Genomic DNA, 19,412 nt, shown 5'->3' with positions numbered 1-19,412 from the left:
ACAGAATGGATTTGCTGCCAACCAAACCGACCTTGTTTGCGGTTTTTTATATCTTGGCTCCTCAAAATCGGCTTACTTAACGAATGACTTCACCTACGTCAACTCAATCTCCTCTCGATTTAGCAGCAATCACCCGTGATATTTGTACCATTGCCACCGAAGCGGGGGCTTTTCTTTTGCAGGAACGTAGCAAGTTTCAGCGTGATGCAATCGAATACAAAGGCTTGAATAACCTTGTTTCCTACGTAGACAAGGAAACCGAAAAGCAACTGGTTGCCCGGTTGAATCAATTACTGCCGCAAGCCGGATTTATTACCGAAGAAGGCACAACCGGGCAGGACGCTGACCAAACCGCGCTGAACTGGATTATCGATCCGCTCGATGGTACGGCCAATTTTATTCATGGTCTCCCCGTTTTTTCGGTCAGTATCGGCCTGGCGCAGGGTAGCACGCCCATTGCGGGAGTTGTGTACGATCCTAATCGCGATGAATGTTTCTCGGCCTGGCAGGGTGGAGGAGCGTATTGCAACGGTACAAAAATTTCGGTATCGCCAGCCACGCAACTGGGCGAAAGTCTGATTGCTACCGGTTTCCCATATTACCAGTTCGATCAGATGCACAAGTATTTGCAGATACTGGAGTCACTTATGCAAAAAACGCACGGGCTTCGGCGGCTAGGGTCGGCCGCTATCGATCTGGCCTACGTAGCGTGTGGGCGATTTGAAGCCTTTTACGAGTACAACCTCAATTCGTGGGACATGGCCGCTGGTGTGTTACTGGTTCAGGAAGCGGGCGGTTTTGTTTCTGATTTTGACGGCGGCAATGCCTATTTGTTCCGGGGCGACGTAATTGCCGGTTCCGGCATGCATCCAGAGTTGCTTCAGGAGATTCAAGGGTTTTGGAAGTAGGTTTTTAGTACATGGTTTTTGGTTTATAGTGGCTGACGCTAGATACTTGCTGACGCGTCTGCCACTATAAACTATGTGTATTAAATAATGAGTTTGTCCCCGACAGCATCCTGCTGTCGAAGCCGTAGGCTAAGTTGTAATGCCCCAATTAGGCACTAACGTGGCTTCGACAGCAGGATGCTGCCGGGGACAAACTCAGTTCAACCATAAACTAAAAACCAAGAACTAAAACCTCAAGGCTTAGGCACGGTGATGCTGGATTTCCAGGTCCATTCGGGTGGGTTAACGCCGAGGAGGTGTTTGACAAAGAAATCGCGACGTTTGTGTTCGCCATAATCCCCGCCCAGCGAATGACCCATGCCGGGAATCATCAGGAAATCAAAGTTTTTGTTGGCTTTGATTAGCGCATTGGTAAACTGATGCGTTGACGATGGATCAACGTTGTCGTCCAGTTCGCCCAGAATCAGGAGGAGTTTACCTTTCAGGTTTCCGGCATGCGTTACGTTCGACGATTCGGCGTAGTGTGCGCCAATCGGGTAGCCCATCCATTGTTCGTTCCACCAGATCTTGTCCATCCGATTGTCGTGACATCCCGACGACGAAACCGCAACTTTGTAGAAATCAGGATAGTGAAGCAGCGCCCCCGCCGAGCTTTGGCCACCCGCCGAATTTCCCCAGATGCCGACTCGGCTCAAGTCCATGTACGGGTATTTCTGAGCAGCGGCCTTCATCCAGGCTATCCGGTCCGGGAAGCCGCTGTCTTTCAGGTTTTGCCAGCATACATCGTGGAAGGCCTTCGAGCGATTCGAGGTCCCCATCCCATCGCACTGGACAATAATAAAACCCAGTTCGGCCATTTCGTGGAGCGAACCCCGCGAGTCGGTTGCGAAATTCTTGGGAACGAATGAATCATGCGGACCCGCGTAGATGTATTCGATAACCGGATATTTTTTCTTCGGATTGAAGTTTGACGGCCGGATAATAATACCCCAGATGTCGGTTTTACCGTCGCGTCCTTTTGCCGTAAAAACCTCCGGTAGTTTCCAGCCCGTCGCGAGCAGCGGCTTACTATCGGCTTTTTCCAATTCCATCAAAATCGTTCCGGTCGATGCCTGCCGGAGTACCGTTGTTTGTGGCTCGTCGACACGAGAATAACAATCGACAACGTATTGGAAATCATCGGATAAGTATGTCCGGTGGTTGCCGTTTTCAGTGGTCAGTGCCGTAAGCCCTGTTCCATCGAAATTGATTCGATACAACTGGATAAAATAGGGGTCCTGATTAGCTTCGCGACCGCTACCTTCGAACAAAATAGTACGTTTAGCATCATTGACCTGAACAACCCGACGAACTACCCAGTCGCCTTTGGTAATCTGATTTTTTAGCTTCCCGTTACCATCGTAGAGATACAGATGATTCCAGCCGTCGCGCTCCGAAGCCCAGATAATTTCCTGCCCGTCGGCCACATCGTGCCGGTAGTTTTTACCACTGTAATGAATAAATGTTTTGCTGGATTCCTCAATGAGCGGCTTAACGGCTCCGTCGGCGTTCATCTCAAAGATGGTGTATCGCTGATGACCGCGCTGGTTGTATTCGAACGTAAAGGCCCGACCATCTTTCCGCCAGTTGGGAGCCGTTACGTTATACTGCTCGGCAATCAGCGAGCCCGGCACCTGAATCTGTTTTCTGGTGTCGATCAAAAATAGGGTAGGTGTCCGCTGAGGGAGTGCATCGCCCGGTTTCAGGTAGGGCCGAGATTGCAGCTTAGGTTGCAGTTGATCGGCTGGCGACGATTCGATCAGGTAAATCAGGTGGGGCGTATTGGCCCGGACCTTATTGACGGCCAGCTTTTTTGAGTCGGGCGACCAGGCAATACGTGCCGAATAATACTCGCCTTCTGAGCCATCAAAGCTCAAGGCGGTTTCGTCGCCGGATCGACGGGTCGGTCGGATATAGACGTTATGGTTTTTGATAAACGCTACGTAGTTGCCGTCGGGAGAAGGAACGGGTTTACCGTCCCGTTCGTCGTTCTGGCCGCCCCAATAGCGTGATGTTGGGGCGGAGGGAGCTTCTTTGAGCGTACATGCATACGTATCGAGCGAACAAACGATGGTCGAATCCCTGATTTTGAAGGACAGCTCTGCTGGTTGAAGCGTAAAATCCGTAAACGGGAGTTCGTACGGCTTAACCGAACGTTTCAGCAGAGTACTTAACGACGTAGCGAGACGCGCCTGATCGAAAGCCGGTTCCTTGACATTACGTTCGGCATCGACCTTAATAAATTCCTTGCCGTTTGCGGTTGTCTTCGTATACCAGAACTGGTGACCGTTGGCTTGCCACTGCACTTTTTCGGGAGCATGGTAAATCTTATTCTGAAAATCACCATTTAATCGCTCCGCCCGCTGATAGTCAGCTAATGTGCCCTGCGAAAATGCCTGGTCGCATGTAAGCAGAGACAACAAAAGCAGAGATACGTTACGCCATGATGAAGTAGGAGAGAAGGCAGACATGGTCAGTGTTGAATGTACGGTTTATCCTTAAAGATAAGGATGCGCAACCAACTCATAACGTACAGCCTGGAAGACGTTAAAAAGGTATCAATCCGGGTGAATTAATCACTATTGCGTGATTAGTTTGTTCTCGACAGCAGGATGCTGTCTCAGACAAGCTGATAGGAAATAGTGTAACTCTGTTTTCGTCTATTTTTACCTCAGCTTACCCCATTTTAGGATAAACTGAGGTATTTTTGATTTTGATCGAATTAGCCGGCTAACATAGCCCTGCTTCTAACAAACTATGAAACAAATCTTCTTTTTCTCGCTGGTGCTACTGATGGCAGGAGCTAGCCAGCCGATATCTGCGCAATCGGCAAAACGCGTTGTCATCACAGGAGTCGATACGTCTAAAAAACCGGGGGACGATTTCTTCAAGTATGCCAACGGCATTTGGTATGATACCATACAAATACCGGCTAGTCAGTCAGGTGTAGGTTCGTATTCGTTTCTGAATTATCCGCAACGCATCCGGCTTCAGGGCATTCTGGATAGCCTGTCGGCGGGGCGGCATAAGCCCGGAAGCCTCGAACAGCAGGTGGGCGATTTTTATGCGTCGGGCATGGATACGGTTGCCATTAACAAACGCGGTTATGACCCTATCAAGCCGCTGCTCGCTCGTATTAATGCCATTTCGAATACGGCTACGTTGTTGAAACTGGTGGCCGATGAGCAGAAGGTAGGCAATGGGTCGATCATTGGTTTTTACGTCGGTCCCGACGATAAGAAGAGTACGGTCAATATTGCTCAGTTCTCCCAGACGGGCATTGGCCTTCCCGAACGAGCCTATTATTTCAAGGTTGATTCATCGACCGTTGCGATTCAAAACGCCTACAAAATCTACCTCACCCGCCTTTTTGAATTGACGGGCACCGACGTAGCAACGGCCACCAAAAACGCAAATACTACGTATGCTATTGAAAAACTATTGGCTACGTCTCACCGAACCAATATCGAACTCCGGGACGTAAAGGCGAACTATAACAAACTGGCGGTTGCGGAGATGGCAAAAAAGCAGCCTTCGCTACGTTGGACAACCTTGTTGAGCGATCTGGGCGTAAAGGCTGATTCGGTGAATGTGGGCCAACCGGCTTATTACGACAAGTTGAACAAGATGATTGATTCGGTTTCGCTGGCGGACTGGAAAGTCTATTTAAAAGCGCAGGCACTAACCAATTACGCCGATTTTCTGAGTCAGCCGTTTGTCGATGCCTCGTTTGCGTATGCCAAAGTTCTGACTGGTCAGGCCGTAAAGAAAACGCGGGCCGAAGAATTGACACAAGCCGTTGATCGGTCGCTTGGGCAGGCGCTGGCTCAGTTGTATGTAAAAAAATACTTTCCCGAATCGGCCCGGAAACGGATGGCGGTGCTGGTGGATAACCTGAAAAAAGCGTTTGAAGCTCGCATCAACCGACTGGACTGGATGAGCGATTCGACCAAGGCCAAAGCGAAAGATAAACTGTACGCGTTCTCGCAAAAAATCGGCTACCCCGACAAATGGAAAGATTACTCGAAGGTGATTGTGAAGCGAGATGCGTATTTTGAAAACCGACTGTCGGCCACGAAAAACGAATACCTCGACCGGGTTTCTAAAGTGGGGAAAGCTGTCGACCGTACCGAATGGCACACCACTCCGCCAACCGTAACGGCCTATAATAATCCTCCTTTGAATGAAATCGTTTTCCCGGCGGGTATTCTGCAACCGCCTTATTTTGACGTGAATGCCGACGATGCCCTGAATTATGGCGGTATCGGTATGGTAATTGGCCACGAAATTACGCACTCGTTCGACGATCAGGGCGCGCAATATGACAAGTACGGCAACGTAACAAACTGGTGGACCAAAACCGATTACGATAAATTCAAAGCGCGAACCCAGCAGGTGATCGACCAGTACAACAAATTCACGGTGCTGGATTCGGTTCACGTAAAAGGAGCCTTAACCGTGGGCGAAAATACCGCCGACATTGCCGGTGTTGCCATTGCCTACGATGCGTTTAAACTGACCGAGCAAGGCAAAAGCAATGAGAAACTCGACAGCTTTACGCCCGATCAGCGATTCTTTATTTCGATAGCCCGCATCTGGCGGGTCAAAACCAGAAATGCCTACATGGGCATGTACGTCAATACGAATCCGCATTCGCCCGCCAAATGGCGCGTAAACGGCCCGCTGATGAATTTCACGCCGTTCTACAACGCCTTTAATGTGCAGCCAGGCGATAAAATGTACAAACCCGAAAAAGACCGGATTGTCGTTTGGTAGGGTAGCTATTTTTGTCAATACGACGCGGGAGCAATCTTCGAACAGCACTGATTTTTTGTTCGAAGGTTGCTCCTGTCTGCATTTGTTCGCTACGTAAAACAGGCCATCCACATTTTGTCGACAAAGGGCATTCCGAATGCGAAAAGACGTTTCGGTTTAGCGCGCTGGATTATCTCCTCAAACCGATTGATACCGCCGAGTTACAGGAAGTCGTTCGGAAAGCTGAGCGTCAGCAGCGTCTGGATGTTCGACAGATTGATGTACTACGTAGTCAGCTTCATAGTCATCAGTTGGCCGATAAAATTGCGGTGCCGTATCAGTAGGGCGTTATTTTTCTGCCCGTGGGCGAGATCATGTATTACGAATCGGATAGCAATAATATCAACGTGATTGCCACGCAAAACCGGAGTTTTCTGCTGACGCGTACGCTAGGTGCAGGAAGAGCGTAATTTACTGCGGGTTCACCGGTAGTACGTCATCAATCTCGACCACATCAAATTGTTTATAAAAGGGGAAGACACGTATCTGGTCATGACCAACGACGTCAGTATTTCGGTTGCCCGCAATCAAAAAGAAAAGTTGGTTCAGCGGTTTGGGTGGTTGTGAGGAAAAAGCGCTTACGTTTGTCACTCAATTGTTGAGCTGCCCGGAGGCTGCGAACAAACACACACAAAGCTCTCTACCCCGAAAAGTTTGCCCGAAAACCTGAAGGCGAATCGCCGGTTTTGGCAATAAATAGCCGGCTGAAATAAGCTGGATCGTTGTAGCCAAGGTCATAGGCAATTTCTTTTGCCGTCAGGGAGGTGTGTACCAGTAGGCGTTTGGCTTCCAGTATGATGCGGTCTTTGATTACCTCGTTAGGTGATGGTAGCCGGAGCCGGTTAAATTTGTGTGTAATGGTTTTGGGGGCTATACACAGGAAATCAGCGTAATCGGCGACCGTGTGCTTGGATTTATAATGCTCTTCCACCAGTCGGGTAAACTTGCGAAAAAACTCCAGATCGCTTTGCTGTTCGGTCACTACGTTGTCCAGATGCTGCTTTTTCCAGGAGCGGGTAGCCCGGATCAGTAGCTGTTTGAGGTAAGTCCGGACCATTTCCTCCAGTGAGCTGTCGTTCAGGTTAAATTCCTGGACCATCTGGTTGAACAAATACCCTAAAAACAGGCTTTCGTCTGCCGACGCTTCTACTTTGGGCATGTTCCGAATATTGTTGAATAACAGGCCGTCGCAGGCAACCTCCTGATCGTGGATTTGGATGCAATAGAAGTCGCGGTTGTAGAAAATAAAATAGCCGCTTTCCGGGCCAGCTTCCTCTATTTCAAGATATTGATTGGGGCTGATAAAGAAAAGGGTCGGTTGCTGCGTTTCGTAAACTGAAAAATCGACCCTTAGTTTGTAGCCAGCCGTCAGATAGAGAATCTTGATATACTGCTTATAGTTGGGACCATTAATCGCAATTGTCTGCTCCTGACTTACCGTCAGTAATCCCAACGTCCTGGCATTGTTGTTGAATACAGTTGTCGTCATGGCTACAGGCGCCTAAGCATGGTGTAAGGAATAGGTACTATTTTTTTCGCTGCACTGGTGCTGGACTTTGTGGTGAAGAGCCTAATCGCTTCACCACAAAGTCAACGACCTACTGTCTGGCAAATTTTTCGAGCTCGGTGTTGAATTTATCCATTTCTTCCAGAAACAGACCGTGCCCGCTTTTTTCGAATTTTACCAGGTAAGAGCCTTTGATTCCTTTATGCAACTGTTCGGCCTGAGCGAAATCACACAATTTGTCGTTTATGCCATGAAATATAGCGACGGGAATGTTGATTTTCGATAATTCAGGGCGTAGGTCGAGGTCTCGCAAGGCGGTGATTGCCTGCGTAGTAGCGTAGGGTGATGCATCCAGATTGATGCTTTCAAGCCATTTGGTCACTTCGGGTGATAGGCCGCCTTCCTGACCGGCAAAACCTTTCCCGAAACCGGCTACCAATTCCTGTCGATTGGTTTTGGTCTGCTGAATCAGCGCAGCCGCGTCCTGATCGGATATACCGTACGGATAGCCGTCCCGTTGTTTCCACGAAGGGCCCGATGAGCCAAATAACGCCAGCTTACTGATATGTGCCCCTTTGTACTTGGTTACGTAGTGGATCGTTACTGCACTTCCCATCGAAAAGCCACCGAGCAGGGCATTTTCAATGTTTAGCTTTTCCAACACAATGTTGATATCGTCAGAGAACGTATCGAAATCGTATTTTCCGTAGGGCCGGTCGGATTTACCGAAACCGCGAAGGGAAATTCCAATTAGTCTGAATCCTTTGTCAACCAGGTACTGATATTGATATTCGTACATCGCATTGTTCAAAGGCCATCCATGAATAAGCACTACGGGCTGGCCTTCGCCAAGGTCTACTACGTGGAGTTTAACGTTTTTTTCTACTTCAATATACTCCTCGCGTCCAGCAGATGCCGGTTTGCGCGTTTGTGCAACTAGGGCGTAACTAAAGGTCAATACAACTCCGAGAACCAAAGCAACAGTTTTCATATGAATAGTACGTTTGCGTTTAAAAGAGAATCGACTAGCTATTAGCCGACTGTCATTGAATTTGACATTGCAAAATTGGCATGGCAAACCGCCTGGAAGAATGGATAAAAGGCAACGTGCCTTGTACATTTTTCCCTGACCCATTGCTGGCAGCCCTATGTGGCTACTGAAAGGGAGCTTATGGCATCTCTGGTGTGCTGAACGGTTACATTATTTCGTGTAGAAAATCGTCAGTTGCTTCAATCGCTGTTTTACGAGTGGGTTTTTCATTGGCTCGAACCTGGCCAGCTCTACGTCGCCTTTGGTGACAACCACAGAAAACGGCTGATTCAGCCGGGTAGTCAGGTGATAGATGGTTGCCAGTTCAGCGATATCCTCAGACCAGGCTGCCATTGCATACAAAGAGGGGAAGGGCGTCTGCGCAAGCTTACGATACACCTCCGGTCCCAGGCTTATTGGCAATACCTTGCCGCTCCGGAAACGAGTTTTGGCCAGCAGCGAATCCAGGTATTTAGCTTCCGGTACGTTCATCGTGCGCCAAACGTCTTTGGTGAATGAGGTTGGTTCGGGCACGCTCTGTTTTTCCGATACGTGTGGGGAGATTGCCATCACGGCGTCAACGATGTGCGTAGCCTCGTGCATCAGTACGTAAATGATTGCATCCAGATTGCCACCTTCAACACGTACCTTAAGTTTCGCATCAACTCCCGGCTCGAAGCAGGTATTCTCTTTCCACGATGCCCATTCTGAAATGGTTTCATCCAGCAGGCCCGCCCGAAAGGTGATGTTGAACTGTTTCTGGCGGTTTCCCGTATCGACTGGCGACGTTAAGGCGGTATTGGGCATGCCATCCATAAAGCTGATACTTTGTAGATGCTGCTTTAAAATTTGCTGATGTAAAGGTGGCAACACGGAAAAAGCATTCTGTACTTTTTCTTGTTGAACTGGTGTCAGACTACGGTTAACGGGCTTCATGCCTGCCTCGCGAAACATGGTAAAAACCGATTCGGGGGCAACGTGAATCCGTTGAGTCAGGTCGTTTTCATACGTAGAGTCAACAGTTTGCGCTAGCGTAAGCAGTGGGAAAACTAGTGCCAAGAACGTAGAGAGAGCTTGTTTAAACCCGACATGCCGGATCATTTGCGCAGCGTCAATTGGTAAATGTATCATGCGTCTTAAGGGTGTTCTGTTACAAATTATATAGATTCCTGGGGCAATCCGCCGGTGTGCAGGGCAAATTTCGGTAGTAGGACAGGCGCTGACAAGTACGGATTTACGAATCGGATAGGGAGAAATTTCTCCCTATTGAACTGCCTGGGACACAAAGTTATACTATGTGCGAAAGATAGTAGCCGACCTAAATTGCGGACTCGACCTGATTGACGAAGTGCTCTACGGGAAATGGAAAATTCGGCTTTTGTGGTTTATCAACGAAGGGTTTCAACGTCCCAGCGAGCTACAGCGGAAGGTTCCGGGAGCCGCCCGATTCGTGTAAAATGTCCACTAGAAGGAACTGGAAAACCATGAATTGATCGGGAAAGTGATTTATCCGGTCGTTCCGCCGGAAGTAGAGTATTATCTAACCGATTTCCAAAATCACTGATCCCCGTGATTAGTGCCATTGGACAGATGAGCATGAGCAGCGTTTGCGGACGCTAATCCTGAAGAATATCAACCCTTCATGACGAGTAGCGTTCTCTAGCTCAAACGCCGAGTCGATTGCCGGACAATCAGATTGGTTTGCAGAACGTGGGTTTCGGGCGAGAACCGTTGTCCTTCGCTAATCTGACGCATGAGTAATTCGGCGGCCAGTCGCCCCATAGCGTGAATGGGTTGGGCGACAGCGGTCATGGGGGGCGTCACGAAGGCACTGTGCGGAGCATTGGAAAAGCCAATCAGCGATATGTCATCAGGAATGGAAAGTTGGTGCTCCTGAATGCAGATTAACGCTTCAATGGCTGCCGGATCATTCACGGCAAACAGAGCATCGGGCCGGTCGGGCCGATCCAGCAATTGTTGGGTATAGATTCTCGCTTTCCCTTCCAGAAAATTACAGGGCATAATCAGGCTTTCGTCAATCGGAAACTGGTGGGCTTTTAATGCATCCAGATACCCATTAAGTCGGTTCCTGCCAATGGTCAGATTTTGGGGGCCTGCCAGATGGGCAATCCGTCGGCAGCCCGTTTGAATCAGGTGCTCCACCGCCATGTAGGCCCCCTGATAATCATCGACCATCACTTTCGAGCCCGGAAGTTCATCGACAATCCGGTTGAAAAACACAATTGGCAGCCCTTTTCGCTGGGCCGATTTTATGTGCTCATAATCATCTGTTTCCCGCGAAATAGCTAGAATCAGCCCATCGACCCGGCTGGAAATCATGGCTTGCAGATTATGCTTTTCAATATCGAGCGACTCGCCCGACTGCATGGTCATGACTTTATAACCGGCTTCGTTAGCGGCCTCCTGAATCCCGAGAATCACGTTCGGAAAAAACGCGTGAACAAACTCGGGCACCATCACCCCAATAATATTCGTCTTGTTTTTGCGCAGGCTGGTGGCAATTGTGTTGGGCTGATAATCGAGCTGATGGGCCAGATCCAGTATGGCTTTCTTAGTATCTGGGTTAATATCCGGGGCGTTACGTAGCGCACGCGAAACGGTCGAGATCGATACGTTCAATTTGATGGCAATGTCCCAGATGGTCGGTTGTTTACTGCTCATAAACGGTTAAATCTCCGTTTTGTCATGAATCTACTGTCTGGTTCCCAGGATTTCGTACAACTCAGCCGTGTTGATAACCTGATTGAACCCTTCTGCTTTTAGATGATTCGTTAGCTTTTTGTCTCCCGTCCAGAGTGTCCCTGCTTTTTGTAGGGCCAGCGCAACGAAACTTATATCCTTAGCGTCGACCCCTGCTGTTAACTGATCGGCTTTCGCCCAATAATCTTCCTGAATGATACTTTCGTTATAGAACTCGATTTGTCTTAGCAGAGTGTATAAAATGATACTTACCTGATCGGCAGGTTGTTTGGCGAGTTTGACGATTTTTTCCTGATGCTTGAAAAGTTCGGCAAAGGCATAATAGCAACTAATGAGCTTTAGGCTGGGCGAAGGGTCGAGAAGGATTTCGCTTATTTTGTTATTTGTTGAAATACAGGCGCTTACTAAAATATTTGTATCAACTATGATGATCATTTTAGGAAACGTTTTTTGTTTTCAGCCCACCAGTTTCTATCGATCTCATCGGCCAGCGCGGCAGCCTGTTCTTCAGTGCCTTGATTGTTTGCTGTTATCTCAAGAACATTGATGTAATCAATAAGTCGTTGTACAGCGTCCATATTTATGGAGCTGACGGCCTGGATAATGATTTTGTTGTTGTCGCGAGTAATGACCATTGTTTATGTGTTCTGTTTACCAGCTATTAACATGGCTAAAGTGCTAATATAACGCTTTTCCACGACAACTCAGTTCTTCTTCAGGCTCTCTAGTCAGCCGTCACTAGTGGCCTCTGGTTGTAGCTCTTTTAGTAGCTTAAATTGTATTATTTTACGTTTAGGGGAGTTGCTATTCAATTGTAAGTTACGAAGAAAGCATTCCTCCATTCGGGGCCAATGCTGGCATCTCGTCTCTAATAGGGCTCGATACGTGCTTTTCCGGCAACGTTTCCGGTAACGTTTTTTTACAATAAAACCCCGAAAACACGCAATTGTACTTGTTCCGGCGACCTAAATCCCTATAAATTCGATGGTATAGCCCGCCCATTTCTGGATAATCCTGAATTGGACGAATCGGAAAGGAAGGGCTAAAAAACATCACTTTTCTAATCCTTACCCCAATTATGATCTCATCTCTAAAACAAGCCGCCTGGAGGGTGTTCCTTCTCGTGCTGTGCTGCTGCCAGCTACCTGGAATAGCAAGGAGTACGGCCTTTCAGCAAGCTATTGTGGTTAAAGGAACAGTTACGTCTGAATCGGGTGAAACCCTGCCTGGCGTGACGGTAGCCGTGAAAGGAACTACCATCGGCACGACTACCAACGAAACCGGCCAGTACAGCCTTAGTTTGCCGAATCAGAACGTAGTATTGGTATTCAGCTCAGTTGGATACGAAAAAGAGGACGTAGCACCAGGAGCCCGAACCACGATCAACGTAACGCTGAAGGCCGACATGAAAGCCCTGAACGAAGTAGTGGTGGTGGGCTATGGTACGCAGCAACGAAAAGACCTGACCGGTTCGGTTGGTTCCGTGAAGGGCAAAGAGCTGGAAAACCTGCCCGTTCGGGGGCCGCTCGAAGCCATACAGGGGCGGGTTGCCGGGGTACAGATTGTGCAGAACAGCGGTTCGCCGGGAGCCGCGCCGAACGTCAGAATTCGGGGTGTTACGTCGCTCAACGCCGGAAATGATCCGCTCTATATTGTCGACGGCGTGCCGATTACGGGCGATATCAGCGTCGTGAATCCGAATGATATTGCGTCGATGGAAGTGCTGAAAGATGCGTCGGCAACGGCTATTTACGGCGCGCGGGGTGCCAACGGAATTATTATCGTAACCACAAAACGGGGTAAATCCGGGAAAACATCGTTCAATCTGAATGCCTATACGGGTATCATGGATGTTCGGCGGCAAATTCCGATGCTTGATGCCTATCAGGAGCGCGATTACATTCTCAATGCCAATGCCAACGCAGGTACCGCCGAGGTACGTTTAGGGCTGGATACGCTGTTCCGAAACGGCGTGGCGGTCTATAACACCAATTGGCAGGACGAAATCTATCGGCAGGGCGCGGTGTCGAACTATGAACTGTCACTGCGGGGTGGTAACGACAAAACGACCTACGCGGCCAGTCTGGGTTATTTCAATCAGAAAGGCGTAGTGATCAGTTCGGGTTTCGATACGTATCGGGGGCGGTTCAGCATTGATCATCGGGCTTCGGATCGTTTTAAAACCGGGGCTAATATTCTGCTGTCGACGGCCAAACGAGATAGGGTTCCCGAAGGCGATGACAATAATGCCGTGATTACCAATGCCATGCGGATGTTGCCTTTCTCGCCAGTCTTCAACAAAGATGGTTCGTACACATTCGTCGATCAGATTCAGCGGCCTAACCCGGTCGGACTGGCCAATCTGACGTCCTGGTTTACGGTCAACAATCGGCTGGTTGGCAATATCTACGGCGACTACGACATCTGGAAAGGCTTATCGTTACGTTCCACCCTAAACATCGACTATTCGGGCACGCGCGACGAACGCTTTACACCCAGTACGATTCAGGGCGGGGCCGCTCGCCCGGCCACGGCTTCCTACGGCGATGTCTTTACGTGGGTCAACGAAAATACGCTGAACTATACCCGGTCGTTTGGGAAGCATAGCGTAACGGGCCTGTTGGGGTATAGTGTTCAGGAATCCAAAATTTTCAACCTGTCGGCATCTGGCAATCAGGGCGCTACCGACAATATCACTACGTTGAACGCGGCTGCTACGCCAACGGGGGCATCGAGCAGCAAATCGTCTTGGAGTCTGGTTTCGTACTATGCTCGTTTGAATTACAGCTTCAACGACAAGTACCTGCTGGCCGCTACGTTACGTCGCGATGGTTCGTCGCGGTTTGGGGCCGATAAGCGTTACGGGCTGTTTCCGTCGGTATCGGCGGGCTGGCGGATTTCGGAAGAATCGTTTATGCGTAACCTTACGTTCATCAATGATCTGAAACTCCGGGCCAGCATTGGGGTCGTTGGAAACCAGTCGATCAGCGATTTTGGTGCGCAGGGATTATACAGCACCGGCAGCAACTACGTTGGCAAGGCTGGTATTGCGTTATCGGCCATTCCGAATCCAAACCTGAGCTGGGAATCGACGACGCAATCAGACATTGGTATCGACCTCTCGATTTTCAATAATAGGGTGCAGATTACCGCCGATGCGTATCTGAAACGGACGAATGATCTGTTATTGTCGGTCAACCTTCCTACCACGACCGGCTTCACGTCGGCCTTGCAAAACGTGGGCGATACGCAGAATAAAGGGCTGGAATTCAGTATTTCGAGCCAGAATATAAAAGGCGCAGGCGATGGATTTACCTGGACGTCGGGTTTCAATATTTCGTTTAACCGCAATAAAATCCTGACCCTGTCGAACAACAATGCCGATATTATTCAGACCAGCGCCGACGCTACGTTCTTCAGTACCAGCCCGATAGGAATTGGCCGGGTTGGGCAACCGATTGGTATCTTTTATGGCTACGTCTACACGGGACGCGTCTATGCTACGTCGGAAGAAGCCAAGGTGGCCAACATGCGCGACGGTAGCCCAACGGGAGCCTTCTACGTAGCGGGCGATATGATTTACAAGGATTTAAACGGCGATGGCGTGATCAACGACAACGACCGGGCTGTTATCGGCGATGCGAATCCGAAGTTTATTGCCGGGCTTACCAATACGTTCTCGTTCAAAAACTTCGACCTGTCGATTTTCTTGCAAAGCTCCTACGGTAACGACATTTTCAACCAGACCCGGCAGTCATCGAACCGCAGCTTTGTGTACAATGCCGCCACCACCGAAGTGCTACGTAGCTGGCGCAAAGAAGGGGATATTACCGACGTACCGCGCGGGGCTCCCAGCACCATTGGCCGCAACGGCTTTGTGTCGAACCGTTGGATTGAAGATGGATCGTACCTGCGGGTGAAAACCGCTACGTTGGGCTACACGGTTCCTGCTACGTTGCTGAAACGGATCAAGGTTGATAATGCCCGCGTATACGTGTCGGGACAGAATCTGTTCACCTTTACGAACTACTCCGGACTGGACCCCGAAGCCAATTTTAGAACCGGTCAGCCCTTGTTGCAGGGTATCGATCTGGGTACGTATCCGCAAGTTCGCTCTATTACGTTTGGTTTGAATCTGGGCTTTTAATCAACACTATAGCCATGAAAAATACTATCTATAAATTACTGACAGGCAGTGTAGTGTTTCTGTTGTCGGGATGTAGCGACATCCTCGATCAAACGCCCGTTAGCGCGTTGACACAAACATCCTTTTTTCAGACGGCGGCTGATGCCGAAGCGGCTGTGCTGGCGGGCTATGATGCGTTGCAGGGCGACGAAGTTCGGCACATTATCTGGGGTGATGCGCGGGCCGATAACCTGAAAATTCCGCTCGAAACCATTGGGGCTACCGATCCGGCTGTGCTCGATTTTCAGAATGATAACATCAGCAGTAGCAGCAGCTACGGCAACTGGTCCAAATTTTATAACGGCATTAATAAGGTAAACAACGTACTGGCGCAGGTGCCTACCATTCAGAGCACAACCATTGGTAGCGTGAAAAACCGCCTACTGGGCGAAGCGTATTTTCTGCGGGCTTTCAGCTATTTCAATCTGGTACGTTTATGGGGAGCTGTTCCACTCATTCTGGACCCCACGCTATCGCTGGACAAGGATTTGCAACCGGCCCGAACGCCCGCCGACAAAGTGCTGGAGCAAGTGGTTGCTGATCTGAAACAGGCCGAAACATTGCTGCCCGTTACGTATGCGTCGGCGGTTGAAACGCGTGGACGCGCTACGCAGGGAGCCGCTCAGGCCATGCTCTGCAAGGTGTATCTCTGGCGTAGTTCCTACAATCAGACCAACGAATGGCAACAGGCCGCCGATTACGGGGCCAAAGTGCTGGCGAATGCTACATATTCGCTGGTGTCAGGGGCTAATTATGCTACGCTTTTCACGACCAAAAACACGACCGAATCCATATTTGAATTGCAGTATAATTATACGAATCAGGAAACGAATGCGCTGTCGCCGTACTTCCTGCCCCGTAGCAGCAAGGTGCAAACAGGCGGTAACCAGACCCTGATTCCCACCCCGAAACTGGTGGATGCCTTCGAGACGGGCGACGTACGCAAAGCGGCCAGCATCTATACCAGCAATCCCGCCACCGACCAGTTTCCGAACCTGCCAACCGTGGCTAAATACATGGGAACCGTGGTTGGTAGCGCCCGATTCAGCGACAGTAATTTCATCTTTATTCGGCTGGCCGATGTGATACTGATGCAGGCTGAAGCACTAGCGCAACTGGGGAAAACCGCCGAAGCCGCAACTCAGGTTAATCGCATTCGGAACCGGGCTGGACTGGGCAATACCACCGCTACGTCGAAAGATGCGTTGTTGCTGGCCATCGAACAGGAGCGATTTGTAGAGCTTTGCTTCGAAGGCCATCGCTGGTACGATTTGCTACGTACCGGACGGGCCAAGCCTGTGCTGGGCGTCGATAAAAAAGCCCTGATGCCTGTCTTCTATACCGAAATCATGCTCAATCCAAACCTGTTACCGCAAAATCCGGGCTATTGATTCGGTAGTAGGGCCGTCCGGTGTGCCGCTTTCCTGACAGAAACTGAACCATATTCTATGCGTTTTATTATCAGAACAATACAACTGCTTTTTGGAGGGCTATGGCTGGTCTGTTCGCTACAGGCGCAGGATACTCGCCACATTACGACCGGGTCTGTCATTCCCGACGAAACGTACAGCGATCAGCCTTACATCGTCAAAACCAACGACGGAGCCTGGCTGTGCGTGCTGACAACCGGATCGGGACACGAAGGGGCGTCGGGCCAGCATATCATCACCCAACGTAGCGTCGATCAGGGGAAAACTTGGGTCGATAAGCGTGAGGTAGAACCAGCCGATGGCCCCGAAGCGTCTTATGCGGTGTTGTTGAAAGCGCCATCGGGCCGCGTGTTTGTCTTTTATAATCACAACACGGATAACATCAGAGCCGTAAAAGGCGATAATCCGCCGTATCAGGATGGCTTGGTGAAACGGGTTGATAGTCAGGGGTATTTCGTGTTCAAATACTCCGACGATAACGGCAAAACATGGTCGGCTAACCGGATTACGATCCCGATTCGGAACTTCGAGATTGACCGGAAGAATCCGTATGGGGGCAAAATCCAGTATTTCTGGAATGTTGGAAAGGCGTTTACGGATAAAGGGGCTGCTTTTGTGCCCGTGCATAAAGTCGGTGGTTTTGGTGTCGGATTCTTTACGTCGAGCGAAGGCGCCTTACTACGTAGCGCCGATCTGCTCACCATCAGCGACCCGGCCAAAGCCAGCTGGAGCACTCTGCCCGACGGCGATATTGGTCTGCGAACACCCGCCAACGTGGGAGGCCCTATCGCCGAAGAACAAAGTTTTGCCGTGTTGAGTGATGGCTCATTTTTCTGCGTCTATCGCACGATTGACGGACATCCGGCCTGTACATACAGCCGCGATGGTGGCCGAACCTGGGAGCCTCCACAGTACATGCAGTACGCCAATGGACGGTTAGTGAAACACCCGCGAGCGGCTAATTTTGTCTGGAAATGCGAGAACGGTAAGTTTCTGTACTGGTTTCATAATCACGGCGGGCGTTTCATTCGCGAGCATCCGAACCGACGTAATATGGCCTACGAAGATCGTAATCCGGCCTGGCTGATGGGTGGCGTTGAAGCCGACTCGCCCAAAGGGAAAGTCATTCGGTGGACACAACCCGAAATCCTGCTCTATGACGACGATCCGCTCATTCGGATGAGCTACCCCGATCTGGTCGAAGACAAAGGAACGTACTACGTTACCGAGACGCAGAAAGACATTGCCCGTGTCCATAAGGTCGACGAAAAGTTGCTCACCGGCCTCTGGAATCAGTTTGGTAATCAAACCCGTACCAAAGAAGGGTCGGTGCTGGACTGGACGTACCAGAAAGGAAATTTTCCGCAAACGGCTACGGCACCGGTGCTCCCCGAATTTTACAAACGCGATACTAAAAAACTGGAACAACCGGGCATGAATGCGCCCAATGGCTTTACCGTCGATCTGGCATTTACGCTGAAAAAGCTTACGCCTAATCAACTGCTGGTGGATGGGCGCGACAGTACGGGCAAGGGCTGGTGCGTTCGAACAACGGCTCAAAAAACGCTTGAGCTAATCATGAATGATGGCCGAACGGAATCATCCTGGGCCTGCGACGAGGGCATGTTAGCTGAAAATAAACGGCACTACGTCAGTATCATCGTGGATGGAGGTCCTAAAATCGTAGCGTTTGTGGTCGATGGGGTGCTCAACGACGGTGGTTCGTCGCGGCAGTTCGGCTGGGGGCGGTTCAGCCCGTTTCTGAAGTCGGTGGCGGGGGCAGCTCAACTAACGATTGGTAAGGATTTAACGGGCCAGTTGTCTCAGCTTTCGGTTTACATTCGGGCTATTACGGTTTCTGAAGCCGTCGGGAATTTTAAAGCCAGCAACAAGTAATTTTTTTCTGACAGGATTGACATGATTAACAGGATTTATTCTGAGCAAAAAATACTCCCACTCCAATGAAACTATGATTTGCTCCTAATTAGAAACATCATGTCAATCCTGTTAATCCTGTCAAAAAAATCAAAAACACATAATTTCATGAATTTAAAGCGCTCCATGATAAACGCCAGCGTCGAAACGGCGAAGAAAGTTATTGATCACTTTGGCGTTCATCTGCCGCCGTTTGCCTATTGGACGGTTGACCAATGGCGGGAAGCTGGCCCGGAATACACCGAAATCCGGGATTGCATGCTCGGTTGGGACGTAACGGATTTTGGGAGTAAGGACTTTTATAACATTGGCCGAACGCTTTTTACTGTTCGAAACGGGCGGATGAACGTAGCGGGCTATCCCAAACAGTACGCTGAAAAGTGGCTAATCGACCCTGAAAACCAGCGGGCTCCGGCGCATTTTCATCTGTCGAAGCGAGAGGATATCATCTGTCGGGCGGGCGGCAACGTACTGGTTCAGCTCACTAAAGCCGATGCCGAAGGCCAGCCCTCGCACGAAACTTTCACGACGCAAGTCGATGGCTGTACCCGGCGGTTAGGACCCGGCGACATTGTGCGTCTGCGGCCGGGTGAAAGCCTGACCATTCATCCACGTACCATTCACCAGTTCTGGGGCGAAGAAGGCACTGGCTGGCAGGTCGATGGGGTAGGATACACGCTCAGCGCCGAAATTTCGAGCGTGTGCGACGACCATAACGACAACGTTTTTCTGGTCGATTACGGCGTTCGTTTCCCCGAAATAGAAGAAGACGAGCCCCGCACCTGCTTTTTGTGCCATGAATACCCAGCGGCACTGATAGCGCATTAATTAGCTACGACAC

Annotated in this window: 17 protein-coding genes; 9 read left to right on the top strand and 8 right to left on the bottom strand. The window is 50.0% G+C overall.

What is annotated here, in order from left to right:
- Window positions 1–83: 83 nt before the first annotated feature.
- Window positions 84–908: an inositol monophosphatase family protein gene (locus GK108_RS16805; protein ID WP_163950893.1), complete on the top strand. Its 825-nt coding sequence runs from the start codon at window positions 84–86 to the stop codon at window positions 906–908.
- A 233-nt stretch (window positions 909–1,141) separates the two neighbouring features.
- Here GK108_RS16805 and GK108_RS16800 read toward each other — a convergent pair whose 3' ends face one another.
- Entirely contained in the window at window positions 1,142–3,418 is a 2,277-nt protein-coding gene (locus GK108_RS16800) for a DPP IV N-terminal domain-containing protein (RefSeq protein ID WP_163950889.1), read from the bottom strand.
- A 286-nt stretch (window positions 3,419–3,704) separates the two neighbouring features.
- Here GK108_RS16800 and GK108_RS16795 point away from each other — a divergent pair, with 286 nt between their 5' ends.
- Window positions 3,705–5,723 (top strand): M13 family metallopeptidase, encoded by a 2,019-nt coding sequence (locus GK108_RS16795; RefSeq protein WP_163950885.1) that lies wholly within the window; start codon window positions 3,705–3,707, stop codon window positions 5,721–5,723.
- Window positions 5,724–5,734: 11 nt separating this feature from the next.
- Window positions 5,735–6,046, top strand: coding sequence for a response regulator (locus GK108_RS16790; protein ID WP_163950882.1), 312 nt, complete (start codon window positions 5,735–5,737; stop codon window positions 6,044–6,046).
- A 127-nt stretch (window positions 6,047–6,173) separates the two neighbouring features.
- Here GK108_RS16790 and GK108_RS16785 read toward each other — a convergent pair whose 3' ends face one another.
- The 4 genes from GK108_RS16785 to GK108_RS16770 all read right to left on the bottom strand — a co-directional run bounded on the left by GK108_RS16785 (window position 6,174) and on the right by GK108_RS16770 (window position 9,430).
- Window positions 6,174–6,353, bottom strand: coding sequence for a hypothetical protein (locus tag GK108_RS16785; RefSeq protein ID WP_163950879.1), 180 nt, complete (start codon window positions 6,351–6,353; stop codon window positions 6,174–6,176).
- Window positions 6,354–6,402: 49 nt separating this feature from the next.
- Window positions 6,403–7,251: a helix-turn-helix domain-containing protein gene (locus GK108_RS16780; protein ID WP_163950876.1), complete on the bottom strand. Its 849-nt coding sequence runs from the start codon at window positions 7,249–7,251 to the stop codon at window positions 6,403–6,405.
- Window positions 7,252–7,360: 109 nt separating this feature from the next.
- Window positions 7,361–8,260, bottom strand: coding sequence for an alpha/beta fold hydrolase (locus tag GK108_RS16775; protein ID WP_163950874.1), 900 nt, complete (start codon window positions 8,258–8,260; stop codon window positions 7,361–7,363).
- 210 nt (window positions 8,261–8,470) lie between these two features.
- Window positions 8,471–9,430 (bottom strand): hypothetical protein, encoded by a 960-nt coding sequence (locus GK108_RS16770; protein WP_246224939.1) that lies wholly within the window; start codon window positions 9,428–9,430, stop codon window positions 8,471–8,473.
- Window positions 9,431–9,596: 166 nt separating this feature from the next.
- Here GK108_RS16770 and GK108_RS31300 point away from each other — a divergent pair, with 166 nt between their 5' ends.
- Both GK108_RS31300 and GK108_RS31490 read left to right on the top strand, forming a co-directional pair.
- Window positions 9,597–9,755, top strand: coding sequence for a hypothetical protein (locus GK108_RS31300; RefSeq protein ID WP_246224938.1), 159 nt, complete (start codon window positions 9,597–9,599; stop codon window positions 9,753–9,755).
- Window positions 9,756–9,800: 45 nt separating this feature from the next.
- Window positions 9,801–9,863: a hypothetical protein gene (locus GK108_RS31490; RefSeq protein WP_317166545.1), complete on the top strand. Its 63-nt coding sequence runs from the start codon at window positions 9,801–9,803 to the stop codon at window positions 9,861–9,863.
- Window positions 9,864–9,958: 95 nt separating this feature from the next.
- On the opposite strand, the gene GK108_RS16760 is transcribed toward GK108_RS31490, so the two are convergent.
- Genes GK108_RS16760 through GK108_RS16750 form a run of 3 tightly spaced genes read right to left on the bottom strand, consistent with a single transcriptional unit; the run spans window position 9,959 to window position 11,655 of the window.
- Window positions 9,959–10,981, bottom strand: a complete 1,023-nt coding sequence (locus GK108_RS16760; protein ID WP_163950871.1) for a LacI family DNA-binding transcriptional regulator — start codon at window positions 10,979–10,981, stop codon at window positions 9,959–9,961.
- A 30-nt stretch (window positions 10,982–11,011) separates the two neighbouring features.
- The gene (locus GK108_RS16755; RefSeq protein ID WP_163950869.1) at window positions 11,012–11,455 is read right to left on the bottom strand and encodes a PIN domain-containing protein; all 444 of its coding nucleotides are present in this window, start codon (window positions 11,453–11,455) and stop codon (window positions 11,012–11,014) included.
- A complete protein-coding gene (locus GK108_RS16750; protein WP_163950866.1) occupies window positions 11,452–11,655 on the bottom strand; it encodes a hypothetical protein in 204 nt (67 codons plus the stop codon). The genes GK108_RS16755 and GK108_RS16750 overlap by 4 nt, the downstream gene beginning before the upstream one ends.
- Window positions 11,656–12,098: 443 nt before the next feature.
- On the opposite strand from GK108_RS16750, the gene GK108_RS16745 reads away from it, so the two are divergent.
- The 4 genes from GK108_RS16745 (at window position 12,099) to GK108_RS16730 (ending at window position 19,399) form a co-directional block, all read left to right on the top strand.
- The gene (locus tag GK108_RS16745; protein ID WP_163950865.1) at window positions 12,099–15,167 is read left to right on the top strand and encodes a SusC/RagA family TonB-linked outer membrane protein; all 3,069 of its coding nucleotides are present in this window, start codon (window positions 12,099–12,101) and stop codon (window positions 15,165–15,167) included.
- 14 nt (window positions 15,168–15,181) lie between these two features.
- Window positions 15,182–16,597 carry a RagB/SusD family nutrient uptake outer membrane protein gene (locus tag GK108_RS16740; RefSeq protein WP_163950863.1) on the top strand — a complete coding sequence of 472 codons (1,416 nt, stop codon included), beginning with the start codon at window positions 15,182–15,184 and terminating at the stop codon, window positions 16,595–16,597.
- 57 nt (window positions 16,598–16,654) lie between these two features.
- Window positions 16,655–18,532: a LamG-like jellyroll fold domain-containing protein gene (locus GK108_RS16735; RefSeq protein ID WP_163950861.1), complete on the top strand. Its 1,878-nt coding sequence runs from the start codon at window positions 16,655–16,657 to the stop codon at window positions 18,530–18,532.
- A 147-nt stretch (window positions 18,533–18,679) separates the two neighbouring features.
- Entirely contained in the window at window positions 18,680–19,399 is a 720-nt protein-coding gene (locus GK108_RS16730; protein ID WP_163950859.1) for a D-lyxose/D-mannose family sugar isomerase, read from the top strand.
- Window positions 19,400–19,412 lie beyond the last annotated feature (13 nt).

Origin of the sequence: Spirosoma terrae, assembly GCF_010435915.1 — a bacterium.
GTDB lineage: Bacteria > Bacteroidota > Bacteroidia > Cytophagales > Spirosomataceae > Spirosoma > Spirosoma terrae.
The sequence above is the reverse complement of the archived record's forward strand: the minus strand, read 5'-3'. Positions and strand labels throughout refer to the sequence as shown.